This is a genomic window from Rhodococcus sp. Q1, assembly GCF_004153645.1.
Taxonomy (GTDB): Bacteria; Actinomycetota; Actinomycetes; order Mycobacteriales; family Mycobacteriaceae; genus Rhodococcus; species Rhodococcus gordoniae.
The window spans coordinates 448,077-466,621 of record NZ_SDMJ01000002.1; the positions used below are offsets into that span (position 1 = coordinate 448,077).

General features: G+C 67.5%; 14 protein-coding genes. 4 read left to right on the forward strand and 10 right to left on the reverse strand.

What is annotated here, in order from left to right; translation table 11 throughout:
- Nucleotides 1–2 precede the first annotated feature (2 nt).
- Together EQ874_RS06920 and EQ874_RS06925 are read right to left on the reverse strand one after the other, a co-directional pair.
- Entirely contained in the window at nt 3–836 is an 834-nt protein-coding gene (locus EQ874_RS06920) for a hypothetical protein (RefSeq protein WP_064065030.1), read from the reverse strand.
- A gap of 44 nt (nt 837–880) precedes the next feature.
- Entirely contained in the window at nt 881–1,711 is an 831-nt protein-coding gene (locus tag EQ874_RS06925) for an ABC transporter ATP-binding protein (protein ID WP_016934626.1), read from the reverse strand.
- Between the two features lie 43 nt (nt 1,712–1,754).
- On the opposite strand from EQ874_RS06925, the gene glgX reads away from it, so the two are divergent.
- A complete protein-coding gene (glgX, locus tag EQ874_RS06930; protein WP_277986175.1) occupies nt 1,755–3,917 on the forward strand; it encodes a glycogen debranching protein GlgX in 2,163 nt (720 codons plus the stop codon).
- Nucleotides 3,918–3,944: 27 nt separating this feature from the next.
- Here glgX and EQ874_RS06935 read toward each other — a convergent pair whose 3' ends face one another.
- The 3 genes from EQ874_RS06935 to ctaD form a co-directional block, all read right to left on the reverse strand.
- Nucleotides 3,945–4,742, reverse strand: a complete 798-nt coding sequence (locus EQ874_RS06935) for a peptidyl-tRNA hydrolase (RefSeq protein ID WP_129976516.1) — start codon at nt 4,740–4,742, stop codon at nt 3,945–3,947.
- A gap of 28 nt (nt 4,743–4,770) precedes the next feature.
- Nucleotides 4,771–6,000, reverse strand: a complete 1,230-nt coding sequence (gene serB, locus EQ874_RS06940; RefSeq protein WP_129976356.1) for a phosphoserine phosphatase SerB — start codon at nt 5,998–6,000, stop codon at nt 4,771–4,773.
- Between the two features lie 171 nt (nt 6,001–6,171).
- Nucleotides 6,172–7,932 carry a cytochrome c oxidase subunit I gene (gene ctaD / locus EQ874_RS06945; RefSeq protein WP_084421951.1) on the reverse strand — a complete coding sequence of 587 codons (1,761 nt, stop codon included), beginning with the start codon at nt 7,930–7,932 and terminating at the stop codon, nt 6,172–6,174.
- 271 nt (nt 7,933–8,203) lie between these two features.
- Between ctaD and EQ874_RS06950 the strand changes: the two genes are divergently transcribed.
- From EQ874_RS06950 to EQ874_RS06960, 3 genes are read left to right on the forward strand one after another with little or no spacing between them, the layout of a single operon-like run.
- Nucleotides 8,204–9,211 carry an iron-siderophore ABC transporter substrate-binding protein gene (locus EQ874_RS06950; RefSeq protein ID WP_129976357.1) on the forward strand — a complete coding sequence of 336 codons (1,008 nt, stop codon included), beginning with the start codon at nt 8,204–8,206 and terminating at the stop codon, nt 9,209–9,211.
- A gap of 49 nt (nt 9,212–9,260) precedes the next feature.
- A complete protein-coding gene (locus EQ874_RS06955; protein ID WP_129976517.1) occupies nt 9,261–10,310 on the forward strand; it encodes an ABC transporter substrate-binding protein in 1,050 nt (349 codons plus the stop codon).
- 49 nt (nt 10,311–10,359) lie between these two features.
- Nucleotides 10,360–10,833, forward strand: a complete 474-nt coding sequence (locus tag EQ874_RS06960; protein ID WP_064065035.1) for an NUDIX domain-containing protein — start codon at nt 10,360–10,362, stop codon at nt 10,831–10,833.
- On the opposite strand, the gene EQ874_RS06965 is transcribed toward EQ874_RS06960, so the two are convergent.
- The 5 genes from EQ874_RS06965 to EQ874_RS06985 all read right to left on the reverse strand — a co-directional run bounded on the left by EQ874_RS06965 (nt 10,827) and on the right by EQ874_RS06985 (nt 18,297).
- Nucleotides 10,827–14,060, reverse strand: coding sequence for an arabinosyltransferase domain-containing protein (locus EQ874_RS06965; protein WP_129976358.1), 3,234 nt, complete (start codon nt 14,058–14,060; stop codon nt 10,827–10,829). The genes EQ874_RS06960 and EQ874_RS06965 overlap by 7 nt on opposite strands.
- Nucleotides 14,061–14,204: 144 nt before the next feature.
- On the reverse strand, nt 14,205–15,206 hold the full coding sequence (nrdF, locus tag EQ874_RS06970) for a class 1b ribonucleoside-diphosphate reductase subunit beta (protein ID WP_129976359.1): 1,002 nt from the start codon (nt 15,204–15,206) through the stop codon (nt 14,205–14,207).
- A 52-nt stretch (nt 15,207–15,258) separates the two neighbouring features.
- Entirely contained in the window at nt 15,259–17,340 is a 2,082-nt protein-coding gene (nrdE, locus tag EQ874_RS06975) for a class 1b ribonucleoside-diphosphate reductase subunit alpha (RefSeq protein WP_242496690.1), read from the reverse strand.
- A gap of 167 nt (nt 17,341–17,507) precedes the next feature.
- Nucleotides 17,508–17,960: a class Ib ribonucleoside-diphosphate reductase assembly flavoprotein NrdI gene (gene nrdI, locus EQ874_RS06980; RefSeq protein ID WP_064065039.1), complete on the reverse strand. Its 453-nt coding sequence runs from the start codon at nt 17,958–17,960 to the stop codon at nt 17,508–17,510.
- Nucleotides 17,961–18,066: 106 nt separating this feature from the next.
- A complete protein-coding gene (locus EQ874_RS06985; RefSeq protein WP_016933773.1) occupies nt 18,067–18,297 on the reverse strand; it encodes a redoxin NrdH in 231 nt (76 codons plus the stop codon).
- Nucleotides 18,298–18,545 lie beyond the last annotated feature (248 nt).

Genomic DNA, 18,545 nt, shown 5'->3' on the forward strand with positions numbered 1-18,545 from the left:
GCCTAGATGTCGGAGCGCCGGGCCCACGGATGAGTACCGGCCTCGTAGTAGGCCTCCTCCCCGTCGAACGTGATGTGGACCGCGCCGTCGCGGCGGCTCATGACGGGCAGGATCGGCTCGATGACCGGATCGGCTGCCATGAGGTCGGCGACCGTGGTGAAGCCCGACAGGATCGACAACTGGCTCCACGTGGGCGGAAGCAGGAGGCACCGGCCCGAACGCCAGTCGGCGAGGGCTTCCTCCACCGTTTGCCACTGCACCAGATCGGTCTCGGTGGTGTTCCCGTCCGCCCGCTGTCCTTCCGGCACCGCGGCGACGAAGAAACGCGTGTCGTAGCGGCGCCGCTCCCCCAGCGGGGTGATCCAGTTCGCCTGCGGACGCAGCAGGTCGGCGCGCAGCACGAGTCGCTCCTTCTCCAGGAAGTCGCCGAACGACAACTCGCGCGCCTCGAGCAGGCGCCGCGCCTCGGCGTAGTCGGTCGTGTCGGCCACCACGGAATCCGGGGTCGGGCCGGCGAGCAGCACGCCGCATTCCTCGAAGGTCTCCCGCACGGCCGCGAGCACCAGCGCGCGGGCCTGCGCTTCGTCGATACCGAACTTCTCGGCCCACCACGCCACGTCCGGGCCGGTCCAGCACACCTCGGCGTCGGTGTCCGAGGGGTCGACACCACCGCCGGGAAAGACGGTCATGCCGCCGGCGAAGTCCATACCGACGACGCGGCGCTGCAGGAACACCTCGACACCGCGCGCGGAGTCGCGCACGAGCATCACGGTGGACGCGTCGCGGATGGGCACCGCGGTGGGATCGAAGGTGGATGCCGAGCGATCGATAGCCATGGCCTCAACCTAACCGATCGGCCCCGGCACCACCCGACCCGGAGTTACCTGCGGTGCCGGCCCGGCCGGCGGGTGCGGCGGGCGAAGAAGCGGTCGTCGACCTTGTCGAGCGAGATCGACTGGCTGAACGCCGCACTGAGGTTCTCGGCGGTGATCACGTCGTCCAGCAGACCCTGAGCGACGACACCGCCCTCCTTCAGGAGCATCGCGTGTGTGAAGCCGGGCGGGATCTCCTCGACGTGATGGGTGACGAGCACGATCGCAGGCGCGTCCGGATCGGCCGCGAGGGCTCCGAGCCGGGCCACGAGTTCCTCACGACCACCCAGATCCAGACCCGCTGCCGGCTCGTCGAGCAGCAGCAGCTCCGGGTCGGTCATCAACGCCCGGGCGATGAGCGCGCGCTTGCGTTCGCCCTCCGACAACGTCCCGTACAGACGATCGGCGAGATGCTCCGCTCCGAGGCTCTCGAGCATCTCCACCGCCCGGCTCGTGTCGATGTCGTCGTACCGCTCACGCCACCGGCCCAGCACGCCGTAACCCGCGGAGAGCACCAGATCGGTGACCTTCTCGTCGTTGGGCACGCGGTTGGCCAGCGCCGCGGAGGACAATCCGATCCGGGGTCGCAGCTCGGACAGATCGGTCCGGCCGAACGTCTCCGCGAGGACGTGCGCGGTACCGGAGGTGGGGAACGTCTCGGCCGCCGCGACCCGCAGCAGCGAAGTCTTTCCCGCCCCGTTGGGTCCGAGAACCACCCAGCGTTCGTCGAGTTCCACCTTCCAGGTCACGGGACCGACGAGGACGTTCCCGCCGCGTCGGACCACTACGTCGTCGAATTCGATGAGCAAATCGGGATCAGGTTGTGCCACGACGACCATCTTCTCTTACGCCCGAGCCCGAAACGCGGCAGGATCGGTTCCCGTGTCGTCCTCCGCATCCGAACCTGCCGTCGTGTCCGACTCGGTCGCGCTCCCCGACCGGGCCGCCTTCCCGCTCGGGCCCACACCGGTGGACGGCGGGACACGCTTCGCCGTCCACGCCCCGCACAGCGACCGCGTCCAGGTCTGCCTCGTCGACGACGACGGGGACGAGCATCGCGTGGACCTGCCGGACCGCACCTACGGGGTCTGGCACGGGGTCGTTCCCGGCGTCGGCGCCGGGCAGCGGTACGGCTACCGCGCCCACGGGCCGTGGCAACCCCGATGGGGGCTGCGCACGAATCCGCACAAGATCCTGCTCGATCCGTGGGCACGGCGGATCGTCGGGGACGTCGGCGACCCCGGCCGCCTGCTCCCCCATCAGGGCGATCCCTTCGGGGCGATGTCGACCGTCGACTCCCTCGGTCACACGCCTCTGTCGGTGGTGACCCCCGTCCTGACACCGATGCACGACAAACCCCGGGTGCCGTGGGAGAACACCGTCGTCTACGAACTGCACGTCGGCTCGTACACGGCCCGCCATCCGCTCGTGCCGCCGGAACTGCGCGGCACCTATCTCGGACTCGCACATCCATCGGTGATCGACCATCTGGTGGGCCTGGGAGCAACCACCGTCGAGCTGCTTCCCGTGCAGGCCTTCGTGACCGAGCCGTCGGTCCGTGCGCGGGGGATGCGCAACCACTGGGGCTACTCGACCGCCTCGTACTTCGCGCCGCACCCCGCCTACGCCGTGACGCCGGGCAACGAGATCGCCGAGTTCCGCACGATGGTCGACGCCTTCCACAGTGCCGGGCTGGAGGTGATCCTCGACGTCGTCTACAACCACACCTGCGAAGCGTCGGTGGACGGCCCGAGCCTGTCCTGGCGCGGTCTCGACGCTCCCGGCTACTACCTGCTCGACACGCACGGGCGGGACGTGGATCTGACCGGATGCGGCAACACCGTCGACGCGTCCTCCCCGATCGTGGTGCGAATGGTGTGCGACAGCCTCCGGTACTGGGCGGACGTGATGGGTGTGGACGGCTTCCGCTTCGATCTCGCGAGTGCGCTCGCGCGCCCGCGCGGCGGGGCGTTCGATCCGCGAGCGGCACTGCTCACCGCGATCGTCACCGATCCCGTCCTCAGCGACGTCAAGCTCGTCGCCGAGCCGTGGGACGCCACCGCGCACGGTTATCAGCTCGGGAACTTCGGGGCTCAGTGGGCGGAATGGAACGACCGGTACCGCGACACGGTGCGCCGCTACTGGGCCGGACGTTCCGGCATCCGCGAGGTCGCGTCGCGGCTCACCGGTTCGGAGGACCTCTACGACAGGAACATCCGGCAACCGTGGATGTCGATCAACTTCGTCACCGCCCACGACGGTTTCACCCTCGCCGATGCCGTGTCGTACGAGCGCAAGCACAACGACGAGAACGGTGAAGAGGGTCGCGACGGGTCGAACAACAACGAGTCGGTGAACCACGGTGTCGAGGGTCCGACCGACGATCCCGATGTCCTCGCCGCCCGCGACCGTCACGTCCGGGCCGTGCTGGCGACGCTCCTGCTGTCGACGGGCACCCCGATGCTGCTCGCCGGTGACGAGTTCGGCCACACACAGCACGGCAACAACAACGCCTACTGCGTTCCCGAGGACGTCGCGGTCCGCGACGCGTGGCCGTTGGACTGGGAGCACGCCGACCGTGCGCGAACGGATTACGTGCGCGAACTGCTCCGCCTGCGCACACGCGTCCCTGTGCTGCGGCAGCGACGCTTCTTCGAGGGACGCGCCCGGTCCGTGGGGTATCCCGACCTGGTGTGGTTCGGCATCGAGGGGGTCGAACTCGACGACGAGGCCTGGCACGACGACAGCCGCCGCACGCTGCAGGGCTGGGTCGACGGCTCGCAACTCGGCACGGTCACCCGCACCGGCGTCACTCTCGAGGACAGCAGCGGCCTGTTCGTTCTGCATTCGGGGAATGCCGCCACGGTGACACTGGCCGGACCCGAGTGGTATCGCGGCGACATCGCGTGCGTGTTCGATTCGAGCGCCCCCGACGGCCGGCCCGCGGACACCTCACCGATGCGGGTGGGAAGTTCGTACCCGGTCGACGGACCGACGGTGCTGATCTTCCGGATCACGGACGACGAAGAGGTCGAGCAAGGATGATCCACGGCGGCACGACGCCGGTGGAGGTCAGACTCGTGCGCTGACCGTGCCCGGCACCGCGACGACCGTGATCGAACCCGGCGCCACCTCGGTGAAGCCCGCATCGCGGACCGCGACGGCGGTGCCCGCTTCCACCCGGGCGAGCAGTCCGCGCCAGGTGGTCTCGTCGGCGTCGCGGACGGCGCACGGGAATCCGTCGGATGCCCAGGCACGTGCGGTGTCGACGTCCAGTGCTCCCGCGAACAGCATCGCGGCGTGACCGACCTGCGCGGCCGCCTTACCGACGGTCATTTCGAGGTCCTTCTGCACCCAGAAGACGGGCACGCCGTCCGTCGGTGGGGGCGGATCGTCGTGGGGCAGGTCGGTGCCGCCGATCTGCAGGCGGGAGATGCGCGGGTCGAGCTCCCCCACCGGACCGGGCACGAATGCCCGGGCCTGGGCACCGGCGTGGTCGACGGTGACCCCGTCGACGTCCTGCGCGGCATGCCAGTGCGCTCCACGGGCGCGGCGGGCGACCTTCCGGATCCGCGCGTCGTTCCACGCGAGGAAGGGCTCCTGCCACGGACCGGGTTCACCCTCCGGACCGGCGCCCACCCGCGGGTCGAAACACAGTGCCACGGTGGCCATCGCGGCCGCCTCGAGCACCGCGCTACGGGCGGGAGGATCGACCTTCGGGAGGTGCAGCACGATCGGCATCGCCTGCACCTTCCCCGGGTCGTCCGGATCGGGCCGGTGCCCGTAACCGCGGGTGAGGACGCCGTGCCGGTCGGCGAAACCCGGATCCGACGCCGGGTCGAAGACCGGCTCGGGTGCCGTGTCCACCACGTCGGCGTGCAGCCGCTCGGGGCTCCGCTCAGACACTGCCGTCGATCGGGACGCGCCGCAGGGTTCCGTCGACGCGGTCGGCCGCCTCGATCTCGTCGCGCGTGACACCGAGGACGAACAGCACCGCATCGAGGTAGGGATACGACAGCGCCGTGTCGGCGACCTCACGCAGAGCCGGCTTGGCGTTGAACGCCACGCCCAGCCCCGCCGCCGCGAGCATGTCGATGTCGTTGGCGCCGTCCCCGACCGCGACGGTCTGTTCGACAGCCACGCCGGCCTCGTCGGCGAACTCCCGCAGGGCACGTGCCTTGGCGGCGCGGTCGACGATGTCGCCGACCACTCGCCCGGTGAGTGTGCCGTCGACGATCTCGAGCGTGTTGGCGCGGACGAAGTCCAGTTCGAGTTCGTGTGCGAGCGGGTCGATGACCTGACGGAAGCCGCCCGAGACGACACCGCAGCGGAATCCGAGGCGCCGCAGCGTCCGGATCGTGGTGCGGGCACCGGGAGTGAGCTCGAGTTGCTCCGCGACCTCGTCGATGACGGTCGCGGGCAGACCGGCGAGGGTCGCGACGCGTTGCTCGAGGGACTGCGCGAAGTCGATCTCGCCACGCATGGCGGCTTCGGTGACCTCGCGGACCTTGTCCTCGACACCCGCGTGTGCGGCGAGCATCTCGATGACCTCGCCCTGGATGAGTGTGGAGTCGACGTCGAAGACGATCAGGCGCTTGGAACGACGGGCGAGGCCGCCACGCTCCACCGCGATGTCGACGTCGAGACCCGCGGCGAGTTCGACGAGAGCGTGCCGCAGAGCGGCGTCGGCGTCGGCGCCGGTATCGGCGGCGGTGATCATCAACTCGAGGCCGGTGAGCGGATAGTCGGCGATACCGCGGATCGAATCGATGTTCGCGCCCTGGGACGCGAGCGTGCGGCCCACCGATCGCAGTGCCCGGGCACTGACCGGGCTGCCCAGGACGACGACGGCGTGGGTCGAGACGGTGCGTGCACCGCGCTCGGCGCCGATCTGGACGTCGGCGTGCATGCCGATCGTGGCCATCGCGGACTCGACCTCGTCCTGCAGTGCTTCGACATCGTTCGGGCAGACGAGGAGGACCCCGAGGGTGAGCCGCCCGCGGATCACGACCTGTTCCACATCGAGCAGGTCGACGTCGTGCCGCGTCAGCGCTGCGAAGAGCACCGAGGTCACGCCGGGATGGTCAGGTCCGGTCACGGTCACCAGCACCGTGCTGTCAGACGCCACTACGTCTCCGATCGCTTGTCTGTCGAGGTACACGCGGACGCACGCGCGTACCGGCTCGCACGTCCATTGTTGCAGGTCGAACCGTCCCTCCCGTTCGCGGGTCCGGCCCACCGAAAGGCCGAAGCCCCACCCGGTGCACGGATGGGGCTTCGGTCGATCGTCGCTCTGCGCTCAGGCGCGCGGATGGTCGCCGGGGGTACGGTCGGCACCCTCGAGGACATTGACGTTGTGCTTGTCGCTGCCCGGGCCGACGTGCGCCTCGGCGCGCATCTTCTCGACCATGTGCGGGTAGTGCAGCTCGAAAGCAGGGCGCTCCGAGCGGATCCGCGGCAGCTCGGTGAAGTTGTGCCGCGGCGGCGGGCAGCTGGTGGCCCACTCGAGCGAGTTGCCGTAGCCCCACGGGTCGTCGACCGTGACGACCTGGCCGTAGCGGTAGCTCTTGAAGACGTTCCACAGGAACGGCAGCGTCGACGCACCGAGCACGAACGCACCGATGGTGGAGATCGTGTTCAAGGTGGTGAACCCGTCGGACGGCAGGTAGTCGGCGTAGCGGCGCGGCATGCCCTCGTTACCGAGCCAGTGCTGCACCAGGAAGGTGGTGTGGAAGCCGATGAAGGTCAGCCAGAAGTGCCAGCGGCCGAGCTGCTCGTCGAGCATGCGTCCGGTCATCTTCGGGAACCAGAAGTAGATGCCGGCGTAGGTCGCGAACACGATGGTGCCGAAGAGCACGTAGTGGAAGTGCGCCACCACGAAGTACGAGTCGTGCAGGTGGAAGTCCAGCGGCGGGCTCGCGAGGATGACACCGGTCAGACCACCGAAGAGGAAGGTCACGATGAAGCCGACCGAGAACAGCATCGGCGATTCGAAGGTGATCTGGCCCTTCCACATCGTGCCGATCCAGTTGAAGAACTTCACACCGGTGGGGACAGCGATCAGGAAGGTCATGAACGAGAAGTACGGCAGCAGCACCGCGCCGGTGGCGTACATGTGGTGCGCCCACACGGCGATGGACAGCGCCGCGATCGCCATCGTGGCGTAGACCAGGCCGGTGTATCCGAAGATCGGCTTGCGGGAGAAGACCGGGAAGATCTCCGAGACGATGCCGAAGAACGGCAGCGCGATGACGTACACCTCGGGGTGACCGAAGAACCAGAACAGGTGCTGCCACAGGAGCACGCCGCCGGTGGCGGGGTCGTAGATGTGGCCACCGAGGTGACGGTCGACGAACAGGCCCATGAAGGCGGCGGTCAGGAGCGGGAACACGAGCAGGATCAGCAGGCTGGTGATCAGGATGTTCCAGGTGAAGATCGGCATCCGGAACATGGTCATGCCCGGTGCACGCATGCACACCACGGTGGTGATGAAGTTGACGGCACCGAGGATGGTGCCCAGACCCATCACGCCGAGGCCGAGGATCCAGAAGTCGGCACCGACACCCGGGGAGTGGATTTCACTGGTGAGCGGCGTGTAGGCCGTCCAGCCGAAGTCCGCAGCGCCGCCGGGGGTGACGAAGCCGAGCATCACGATCGTCGCGCCGAACAGGTACAGCCAGTAGCTGAAGGCGTTCAGGCGCGGGAAGGCGACGTCGGGAGCGCCGATCTGCAGCGGCAGGATGTAGTTCGCGAAGGCGAACACGACCGGCGTCGCGTACATCAGCAGCATGACCGTGCCGTGCATCGTGAACAGCTGGTTGAACTGCTCGTTCGACAGGAACTGCAGGCCGGGGACCGCGAGCTCGGTGCGCATCAGCAGTGCCATCAGGCCGCCGATGAGGAAGAAGGCGAACGAGGTGACCATGTACATGATCCCCAACATCTTGGGATCTGTGGTCGTGATCATCTTGTGGATGAACGAACCCTTGGGTCCCTGCCGCGGCGGGTACGGCCTTGCTGCAGCTATCTCTGGGACTGGCTGGGGCGCTACGGCAGTCACTAATCCTCCTGAATGCGCGCTCGACCTCGGGCTGGAGGCGAACGGTCTCTGGCTTGCGCTCATCGAATCGTAGACCCTCCCCGAAACGGTCGCCCTCCGGGTCCTACTCGCTGTCGTACTCGACTCGCGAGGCTACCTGGAGCGGAGCCGACAACCACACTCGACTGCTGTGCCACACCTCACATCCCGGACGGGGGGACGTGACTCCACCACGGGCGAAGAGCGCGAGTTAGGGTGCACTTACCCCCCTCGCAATACAGAAGGACGACCCGTGCTTGTTCTCCCCTCCCGTCCCGTCCGGCTCGCTGCGGCCCTGCTGACCACCGGACTCCTCGTCACCGGTTGCGGTGCGGCCGACGCAGCCGACGAGTCTTCCGCTGCGGCCGGCGCCGACGCGACCGGCTTTCCCCGGACCGTCGAGCATTTCCGCGGTTCCACCACGATCGAGAACGAACCGACCCGCATCGTCGCGCTCGACACGAGTTACGCGGATGCCGTGCTGCTCCTCGAAGCACCGCTCGTCGGACACGTCGACTACCGGACAGAAGGTTTCCCCGACTATCTCGGCGACTCGCGTGAGTACGCGGCCGACGCCGTGTCGGTCGGGAAGACCGCGGACGTGAGCCTCGAACAGGTGGCCGCGCTCGAGCCGGATCTCATCCTCTCGGCAGAGGTGCGTGACGGGGAGAACTACGAGGAACTGTCCGCCATCGCCCCGACCGTCTTCTCCCAGTCGACCGGGCCGACGTGGAAGGACAACATCCGGCTCGTCGCGCAGGCCATCGGCAAGGAGGACCTCGCCGAGCAGAAGATCTCCGAGTACGAGGAACGCGCCGCAGCCATCGGTGCGGACATCAACGCCACGGCAGGCAACCCGACGATCTCGATCGTCCGCTTCGCCGGTGAGCCGACGGCCCGGCTGTACCGCACCAGCTCGTTCAGCGGCGTCGTACTCGAGGACGCCGGTCTCGCCCGCCCGGCGAGCCAGGGCCCCGATCCGTCGGATCCGTCGAGCATCATGAACGCTGTCAGCCCCGAACTGATCACCGAGGCCGAGGCGGACGTCATCTTCGTCACCACCTACGACCTCGGCGACGGCAAGGCACAGGCGGCCGCCCAGCCGTTCGTCACCAATCCCCTGTGGCAGAACCTGCAGGGGCGGAAAGTCGAGGTGGACGACAGCGTGTGGATGATGCCGGTGAGCATCCAAGGAGCCCACCGCATCCTCGACGACCTTGCGGACACCTTCGGAGTCGACCGCCACGACCGGATAGCCTGAGCCGTCCGATCCGAGCAGCGTCCTACAGGAGTGGTCCGACGTGATTTCCGTGCACCGGTCACGAGCAGTGCTCGTCGCAGCCGTCGCTGCGGTGACGACAGCCCTGGCCGGGTGCTCCACCCCGCCCGACGACGACGCCTCCGAGATCGTGCGCACCACCACGCGTATCGCCGGAGCGTCGGTCGTGGGTATCGACCGGGACACGTCGACCGCATGCCCGCTCCCCTCCCCGCCCGATCCGGGGCAGCCCAGCAACGGCACCCGGCCGGTCCTGCACACCGCAGGCCGGTCGGATGTGCCCGCCGACCCGCAGCGCATCGTCGTTCTCGACTCCGCGGCGCTCGACGCGGTGTGCGCCCTGGGTCTGTGGGAGCGCGTCGTGGGAGCGAGCGCCGAGATCTCCGGACGGCCGGAATATCTCGGCACCGGGATCGGCGAGTTGCCGGCCGTGGGAGCTGCCGGCGCTCCGGACGTCGCGGCGATCGAGCGTGCGCAGCCGGATGTGATCCTCGGGTCCTCCGCCGCTCCCGACGTCTACACCTCGCTGAGCGCTGTCGCACCCACCGTGCTGGTCGGGTCCGATCCGGTGTTCTGGAGAGAACAGTTCGTGCGCGTCGGTGAGGCGCTCGGGCGCACGGAGGCAGCCCGTCGCGTCCTCGACGACTACGCGACGGCGGCACGCGATCTGGGCCGCGAGCTGGTCTCGTCCCAGACCCAGGCGTCCATCGTGCGGTTCACCGCCGACGGTCCCGGGGTGGAGGGCACCGCATCGTTCGCAGGGCAGGTGCTCGGCGACGTGGGAGCGGCCCGTCCGCCGGCCCAGCGGTTCGCGGTGATCGACGGACAGCCCTGGCAGGCCGTCGACACGCAGGACCCGGCTGCCGCCGACGGCGACGTGATCTTCGTCCGCTTCGCCGGTGAGGACGGACTCGGGGCCGGCACCGACTACATGCAGAGCGACGAGTGGCTGGATCTCGGGGCCGTTCGCGACGGCCGTCTGTTCTCCGTGAGCGACGACGTGTGGTCGACCCCCGGACCGGTCGCCGCGCGGGCGATCCTCACCGATCTGACCTACACCCTCAACGGCTACTCGAACTGACCGCCGGCTCGCCCGGCGGCAGCCCGCCCGCCGGTATACAAACGATGGCGTGCCGATACCCGATTTCGTCGTCCAGCTCCGCTCACATGTAGGAACCGCTCCCCTGTGGCTGCCGGGGGTGAGCGCGATCGTCACGGACGAGCACGGTCGCGTCCTGCTCACCCGCCGCGCCGACAACGGGATGTGGGCGGTGGTCTCCGGCATCCTCGAACCCGGCGAGGAACCGGCGGTCGCCGCGGTCCGCGAGGTACTCGAGGAGACGGGTGTCACCGCCGAGATCGTCCGGTTGACGAGCGTCGACGTCACGGCGCCCATCACCTATCCCAACGGCGACGTCGCGCAGTACCTCGACGTGTGCTTCCTGCTCCGCGCGACCGGCGGGGACGCACGTGTCGCCGACGACGAGAACCTCGAGGTGGCGTGGTTCGCGCCGGACGCGCTCCCCGAACCGCTCACCGAGACATCACGCCTGCGGCTCGGGAAGGCGCTCGCCGGTCGTGCGGAGGCCTGGTTCCGTCAGTAGGCGGTGTTGATCGGACCCGGGCTCCACAGCCCGCTGCGCGTGACCGTGGTGGTGTCGAGTTCCGCGGTCTCCGTGGCCGAGTCGATCGGTGTGTACTGTTCGATCGCTCCCCAGTCGCGGTCCCAGTCGTGATCGAGATACGACGGGATCGTGCGCGCCCGCAGCAACTGGTCGGTCCAGCCGAGCGGACCACCACCGTGGTGGTCCTGCCACAGATCGGTGGAGATGGCACCGACCCGGTCCGGCAGGATGCGGTACTCGGGAATCTCGGCGATGCCGTTGCGGTGCACCATCTGACGCTGGCACGGGAAGTTGAGACCGACCGCCCAGTCCAGCAGGACCGGTGTGTCGCTCCCGACGACCTGCTGCAGCGTCCGGGTCTGCGGCACGCGCGGCGGGGTGAACGCGAGCCACTGCTCCGGCGCCAGATCGTTGTCCGAGGCGACGATCCGCACCGCGTCGGCCTCGCCGGGCAACGTCTCCATCGGGACCCGCAGATTCCTCCACGACGGCGCCGGACCGATGTCGATCGGCAACGCCCGTCCCAGCGCGATGACACCGCCGTCGGCGCCGGTGCTTCCGTATTCGAGTTCGAGTCGCTGGCCGTAGGTCTCGGTGCCGTCGGCGTCGACCGAGAAGATCCGTCCGGCCGCAGCGATGGTGACGAGATCCCCGCGGGAGCCGTTCGCGTCCGGCTCGGGCAGCCGGAACCAGGCGCTCGTGACGTCGCCGAGGGTCGACCCGTGGCTACCCAGCACGGGGGTGGTCGCCGGGTCGAGACCGAACGGCATTGCGACGGTGCTGCCGTTGATCCCGACGCTGCCGGTGCCGCCGCCGGTGCCCCCGGTGCCCCCCGTCGAGCTCTGATCGTTGTTCGTGTCGACGGTGTTGGCGGTACCGGCAGACGCCGAGTCGTCGTCCGGGGTGAGATCGAGCGCGACCCCGCCCGGAGTGAACCCGTCCCCTCCTCCGGCGTCGAGGGAGGTCGCCGCGTCGGCGCCGATGGGAGTGAGTACCGAGGCGTTCGGATCCGTTTCGAGCAGCACGTCGTTCGCCAGGGCACACGAGTTGCCGGTGAGGGTGTCGAGATTGGATCGTGCCACCGAATAACCCGGATACTGCGCGATCGCACCCTTGGCCAGTGACAGCACCTCGAACACCACCATCGCGGCGGCGGCGACCGTCAACGGCGGCACCGCCCACCAGCGCGCCGGAGAGTCGGTGCGCGTCGAGGCGACGGGATGGATGTGCCACCACGCGGCGAGCAGCAAGGCCGCGACCGTCACCGCGAAGAAGACGGTGGAGAAACCGAATCCGGCGACCGACGGCGGCTTGTCCCACCACGGCACCCCGTAGCTCGAGACGTACCACCAGCCGTTGGGGCCGATGAACGACATGGTCACCACGAACGACACCGCCGCGGCGAACAACGCCCGGTTGCGTCGCGAGCGCAGTACAGCGGGGCCGGTGGCCACGGCGGCGAGCATCGCCACCGCAGCCGCGAGACCGGCGTAGATACCGAAGTGGTGGGTCCACTTCGTCGGCGCGAACATCATCAGCACCAGCGCACCGAGGGTGATGCCGACGATGCGCCGGGAGGGACCCTGCGCGGTGCCCGGGATGTGCCCACCGCGGCGCAGCATCGCGACGACCGCCACCGCCAGGCACAGCGCCAGAGTGAAGACCGCGAACCTGCGGGCCAGAGAGCCGTCCACGGTGATCTGCAGTAGGTACTGGTAGCGCAGGTACTCCTGGAACCACGGCACGTTCGGACCGACCTCGTGCGCGTGCTGCATTTCCAGCACTGCCGCGAGGGTCTGGTCGGCGAAGACCGGTACCAGGATCACCAGTCCGGCCGCGACCAGCGGAGCGAGAACCGGCAGCCATCCCAGGCTGCGCGCGCGTCGATGGAGGATGCGGGCGATCGGGCGGGCACCGGCGATCAGCGCGGCGAAGCAGATGATGCCCGACGGTCCGGCGGTCACGGTGAGCGCGGCGACGAGGATCGCCGCCGCCGCCGGCAGCAGACGCCGGGTGGCGATCGCGCGTTCGAGCAAGCACCAGGTCAGCACGACACCGGTCGCGACGATCGGCTCCGGACGCAATCCGTTGTTCAGCGGCAGCCAGAACGCCAGGAACACCAGGGCCCCGGTCCACAACGGGAGCCGGTTGCGGCGTAGCGCCACGCCGAGACGCGGAGCGACCTCGCGGCTGAGCACCCACCAGCACAGGATCCCGGCGGTCAGGGCCGGTAGCCGCATCCAGAGGCTCGCCGTCGAGATCTGGGTCATCGCGGCGAGGACGTCGTAGAAGGGTGTGCCGAACGGTGCTTCGGGCACACCGAACCACCGGAAGTAGTTCGCCATGTACCCGGCCTCCCCCGCAGCGCGGGCCATCCCGAGCTGGTAACCGTCGTCGGCGGTGTTCGCCCCGATGACGTGCCAGAGAAGCAGGGTTCCGACGACCAGCGCGTCGATGCGGGTGAACGACCACCACGACGCCGGCAACAGGCGGCGGTGGCGGCGGCCGTCGGTGCGGTCGAGCCGGGCCAGCGTCCACAAGGCCAGTGCTGTGGCCACCACCGCGACGATCATCGCGACGATCTTCAGCATCGTCGGAGACGTCGTGAACCGGGTGTCGACGGTCGCGGTGACCGAGACGCCGTCGAGCGCGGGACCGGGCAGGTCGGTGAAGACGCCGACCAGCTGAGGTCGCAGGTCGCGGTCGACGGTCCGCTCCCCCGCCGCGGCCGACCCGGTGATCGTGGCGACGGTACGTTCCGAGTTCGAGGACAGGGTGACCGCACAGTCCCCGGACAGCTCGTCCACCGGTGCCGCCGCAAGCATCGTGTTGCGGGAGATCACCTCGAACATCGCCGGTCCGTCGTCACCGGCGGACCGGACCCGGACGATCAGCCCGTAGCGCTCACGATCGGGAGCTCCTTCCGGGAGGGTGGAGAACACGGTGCCGCCGTCCGGCAGCGCTTCGCGCACGGACCGGCACTCGATCGTGGCGTCGAGATCGACCGGCGCGTAGGACACCAGCGGAGCCGAGATACCGGTCTTGCTCTCACTCTGCGGCCATTCGAGGGTTGCGGTGGTCTGCGTCACGGGCAAGAGCGGTATCGCGATCGATGCGACGATCCCCATCACGGCGGCGAGTACCGCCCACAGCCGGGTCCGCTGCTCGACCACCCGTCTGCCGGACTGCGAGCGTTCCGATGTCACCGGCCGAGGCGAGCCCGACGCTTCTCTTGTCTCGGTCACGAGGAGCGATGCTATAGGTGACCGGCCGGGCCGCGAAAAACACGCGATCCCGTACACGGACGCTCCGGCGCCGGTGTACGGGATCGATGCGTGCAGCGTGCCCGGTCAGAAGTCCCAGTCGTCGTCTTCCGTGACGACGGCCTTGCCGATCACGTAGGAACTGCCGGAACCCGAGAAGAAGTCGTGGTTCTCGTCGGCGTTGGGCGACAGCGCCGACAGGATGGCCGGGTTGACGTCCGTCTCGTCCTTGGGGAACAGCGCCTCGTACCCGAGGTTCATCAGCGCCTTGTTCGCGTTGTAGCGCAGGAACTTCTTGACATCCTCGGTGAGCCCGACCTGGTCGTAGAGGTCGGCCGTGTAGTGGGTCTCGTTGTCGTACAGCTCGTAGAGCAGCTCGAACACCCAGTCCTTGAGCTCGTCGCGCTCGGTCTGCGTGATCGTCTCCAGGCCGCGCTGGTACTTGTAGCCGATGTAGTAGCCGTGGACGGCCTCGTCGCGGATGATCAGGCGGATCATGTCGGCGGTGTTGGTGAGCTTGGCCCGCGACGACCAGTACATCGGCAGGTAGAAGCCCGAGTAGAACAGGAACGACTCGAGCAGCGTCGAGGCAGCCTTGCGCTTGAGCGGGTCGTCGCCCTTGTAGTAGTCGAGGATGATCTGGGCCTTGCGCTGCAGGTGCTCGTTCTCCTCCGACCAGCGGAAGGCGTCGTCGATCTGCCGGCTCGAGCACAGCGTCGAGAAGATCTGCGAGTAGCTCTTCGCGTGCACCGACTCCATGAAGGCGATGTTCGTCAGCACCGCCTCCTCGTGCGGGGTGACCGCATCGGGGATGAGCGAGACCGCACCGACCGTGCCCTGGATGGTGTCGAGGAGCGTCAGGCCCGTGAAGACCCGCATCGTCAGTTCCTGCTCGTATTCGGTGAGGGTGCCCCACGACTGGATGTCGTTGGAGACGGGCACCTTCTCCGGAAGCCAGAAGTTGCCGGTGAGGCGATCCCAGACCTCGGCGTCCTTGTCGTCGGGGACGCGGTTCCAGTTGATCGCGGAGACGCGATCGATGAGTTTGACGCGCATGCCGTCGGCCGGCGAGTGTGCTGCTGCAGTCATCGGTTACCTACCTGAATTGTGTGCTGATGCAAGGACTGTCACGAAGTGCGGGTCACAGCATGCAGGAGACGCAACCCTCCACCTCGGTCCCCTCGAGCGCCATCTGCCGCAGACGGATGTAGTACAGGGTCTTGATTCCCTTGCGCCACGCGTAGATCTGGGCCCTGTTCACGTCGCGGGTGGTGACGGTGTCCTTGAAGAACAGCGTCAGCGACAGGCCCTGGTCGACGTGCTGCGTCGCGGCGGCGTAGGTGTCGATGATCTTCTCGTAGCCGATCTCGTACGCGTCCTGGAAGTACTCGAGGTTCTCGTTCGTCATGTAGGGCGCCGGGTAGTAGACACGCCCGATCTTGCCCTCCTTGCGGATCTCGATCTTCGACGCGACCGGGTGGATCGAGCTCGTCGAGTGGTTGATGTACGAGATCGAACCGGTGGGCGGAACCGCCTGCAGGTTCTGGTTGTAGATGCCGTGCTTCTGCACGGACTCCTTCAGCTCGCGCCAGTCCTGCTGCGTGGGGATCGCGATGTCCGACTCGGCGAACAACTGACGAACCCGCTCGGTGGCCGGCTCCCAGACCTGATCGGTGTACTTGTCGAAGAACTCACCCGAGGCATACTTCGACTCCGGGAAGCCCTTGAAGTACGAGCCTCGCTCGATCGCGATCTTGTTCGACGCACGCAGGGCGTGGAACAGCACCGTGTAGAAGTAGATGTTCGTGAAGTCGACGCCTTCTTCGGACCCGTAGAAGATGTGCTCGCGGGCGAGGAAGCCGTGCAGGTTCATCTGGCCGAGGCCGATGGCGTGGGATTCGTTGTTGCCCCGCTCGATCGACGGAACGGACGAGATCGTCGTCTGGTCGGAGACCGCCGTCAGGCCGCGGATGGCGACCTCGATGGTCTGCGCGAAGTCGGGCGAGTCCATCGTCTTCGCGATGTTCAGCGAGCCGAGGTTGCACGAGATGTCCTTGCCCACATGGCTGTAGGACAGGTCGTCGTTGAACTCCGAGGGCGTCGAGACCTGCAGGATCTCCGAGCACAGGTTCGAGTGCGTGATCTTGCCGGCGATCGGGTTGGCCCGGTTCACCGTGTCCTCGAACATGACGTAGGGGTAGCCCGACTCGAACTGCAGCTCGGCGACGGTCTGGAAGAACTCGCGCGCCTTGATCTTCGACTTGCGGATGCGCTTGTCGTCGACCATCTCGTAGTACTTCTCGGTGACGTCGATGTCGGCGAAGGGCTTTCCGTAGACGCGCTCGACGTCGTACGGCGAGAACAGGTACATGTCCTCGTTCTTCTTCGCCAGCTCGAACGTGATGTCGGGGATGACGACGCCCAGCGAGAGGGTCTTGATACGGATCTTCTCGTCGGCGTTCTCGCGCTTGGTGTCGAGGAAGCGGTAGATGTCGGGGTGGTGCGCGTGCAGGTAGACCGCGCCGGCACCCTGACGGGCACCGAGCTGGTTGGCGTAGGAGAAGGAGTCCTCGAGCAGCTTCATGATCGGGATGACGCCGGAGGACTGGTTCTCGATCTTCTTGATGGGTGCGCCGTGCTCACGAATGTTGCTGAGCAGCAAGGCGACACCGCCACCACGCTTGGACAGCTGCAGCGCGGAGTTGATGGAGCGGCCGATCGACTCCATGTTGTCCTCGATACGGAGCAGGAAGCACGAGACGGGCTCGCCGCGCTGCTTCTTGCCCGAGTTGAGGAAGGTCGGGGTGGCCGGCTGGAAGCGGCCGGAGATGATCTCGTCGACGAGGTGCCGGGCCAGGATCTCGTCGCCGTCGGCGAGAGTCAGGGCGACCATGCACACCCGGTCCTCGAACCGCTCGAGGTAACGCTTGCCGTCGAACGTCTTGAGCGTGTACGAGGTGTAGTACTTGAACGCACCGAGGAAGGTCGGGAACCGGAACTTCTTCGAATACGCATGGTCGAACAGCGATTTGACGAACGAACGCGAGTACTTGTCGAGCACCTCGGGCTCGTAGTAGTTCTCCTCGACGAGGTAGTCGAGCTTCTCGTCGAGGTTGTGGAAGAAGACCGTGTTCTGGTTGACGTGCTGCAGGAAGTACTGGCGGGCGGCGGCCACATCCTTGTCGAACTGGATCTCGCCGTTGGGGCCGTACAGATTCAACATCGCGTTGAGCGCGTGGTAGTCGAGATCCTTGATCGAATCGTCGAGGGGTGCGCTCGTGGCGGGAGCGGGATCGGTAATGGTCACAGTGCTGTCCCCACTTGTCGGAGTTAGGAAACGGCCGCGCAGTCACGTCCGCGACGCGCGTCGAATACGGATACGGATGTGGCTCAGGCGTTCTGGAGAACGGACTCCCAGAATCGGGCGAGACCGTCGCGGACACGTTCCACGTCGTCGGTCGTGCCCATCAACTCGAATCGGTACAGATACGGCACCTTGCACTTGCGCGCGACGATGTCGCCCGCGAAACAGTACGAGTCGCCGAAGTTGGTGTTACCCGCCGCGATGACACCGCGGATCAGGCTCCGATTGTGCTCGTTGTTGAGGAACCGGATGACCTGCCGGGGAACGTAGCGGGTATCGCGACCGGTGGCGGTCGTCCCGCCACCGTAGGTCGGCACGATCAACACGTACGGTTCGTGGACCTCGAAAGTGCCCTCCCGATCGTGCAGGGGGATCCGGCTGGCCGGAATCCCGAGCTTCTGCACGAATCGGTGGGTGTTCTCGGATGTACTCGAGAAGTACACCAGCGACGTTCCCTGGATCGACACCAGCGAAGCCATCGGTAGTCACCACTCTTCATTCGATTGCGAAGACCGGCCCGGGCGGACACGGCGCATTTCCGCCCGGAGACGACGACGATCGGGCCGCTGCGAACGCGGCCCGGGCTCAGGCAGCGACGGTGAGCGCCTTGATGCGGTCGGGGCGGAAGCCCGACCAGTGGTCGTCGCCGGCGACGACGACGGGCGCCTGGAGGTAACCCAGGGCCATGACGTAGTCGCGGGCCTCGGGGCTCTCGCTGATGTCGACGACGTCGTACTCGATGCCGGCCTTGTCGAGGGCACGGTAGGTGGCGGTGCACTGGACGCAGGCAGGCTTGGTGTAGACGGTGATGTTCATGAATGCCCCTTTTCCGACGGCCGTGGGCGGCCTGACGACTGACTGCTGTGCGTTACCCGGAAACCCACGAATCCGTCCGATCCCGCTTCCCCGAGAGATCGTCGGCACTTGTGGCCTTCCAGCGGTCTAGACACTACACCTTGTGCCCACCGGATACACAGAACCCAGGATGTTGTGACTTACAAAGGTGATATTCCCAGGTCGCAACCCTCCCTCCACGGCGTTTCGGGCGCGTCTCGGCGTGTCGT

Coding starts and splice junctions, on each gene's coding strand:
- EQ874_RS06920 (WP_064065030.1), bottom strand. CDS start 836: ATGGCTATCGATCGCTCGGCATCCACCTTCGATCCCACCGCGGTGCCC.
- EQ874_RS06925 (WP_016934626.1), bottom strand. CDS start 1,711: ATGGTCGTCGTGGCACAACCTGATCCCGATTTGCTCATCGAATTCGAC.
- nrdF (WP_129976359.1), bottom strand. CDS start 15,206: ATGACTGCAGCAGCACACTCGCCGGCCGACGGCATGCGCGTCAAACTC.
- nrdE (WP_242496690.1), bottom strand. CDS start 17,340: ATGTTGAATCTGTACGGCCCCAACGGCGAGATCCAGTTCGACAAGGAT.
- nrdI (WP_064065039.1), bottom strand. CDS start 17,960: ATGGCTTCGCTGGTGTCGATCCAGGGAACGTCGCTGGTGTACTTCTCG.
- EQ874_RS06985 (WP_016933773.1), bottom strand. CDS start 18,297: ATGAACATCACCGTCTACACCAAGCCTGCCTGCGTCCAGTGCACCGCC.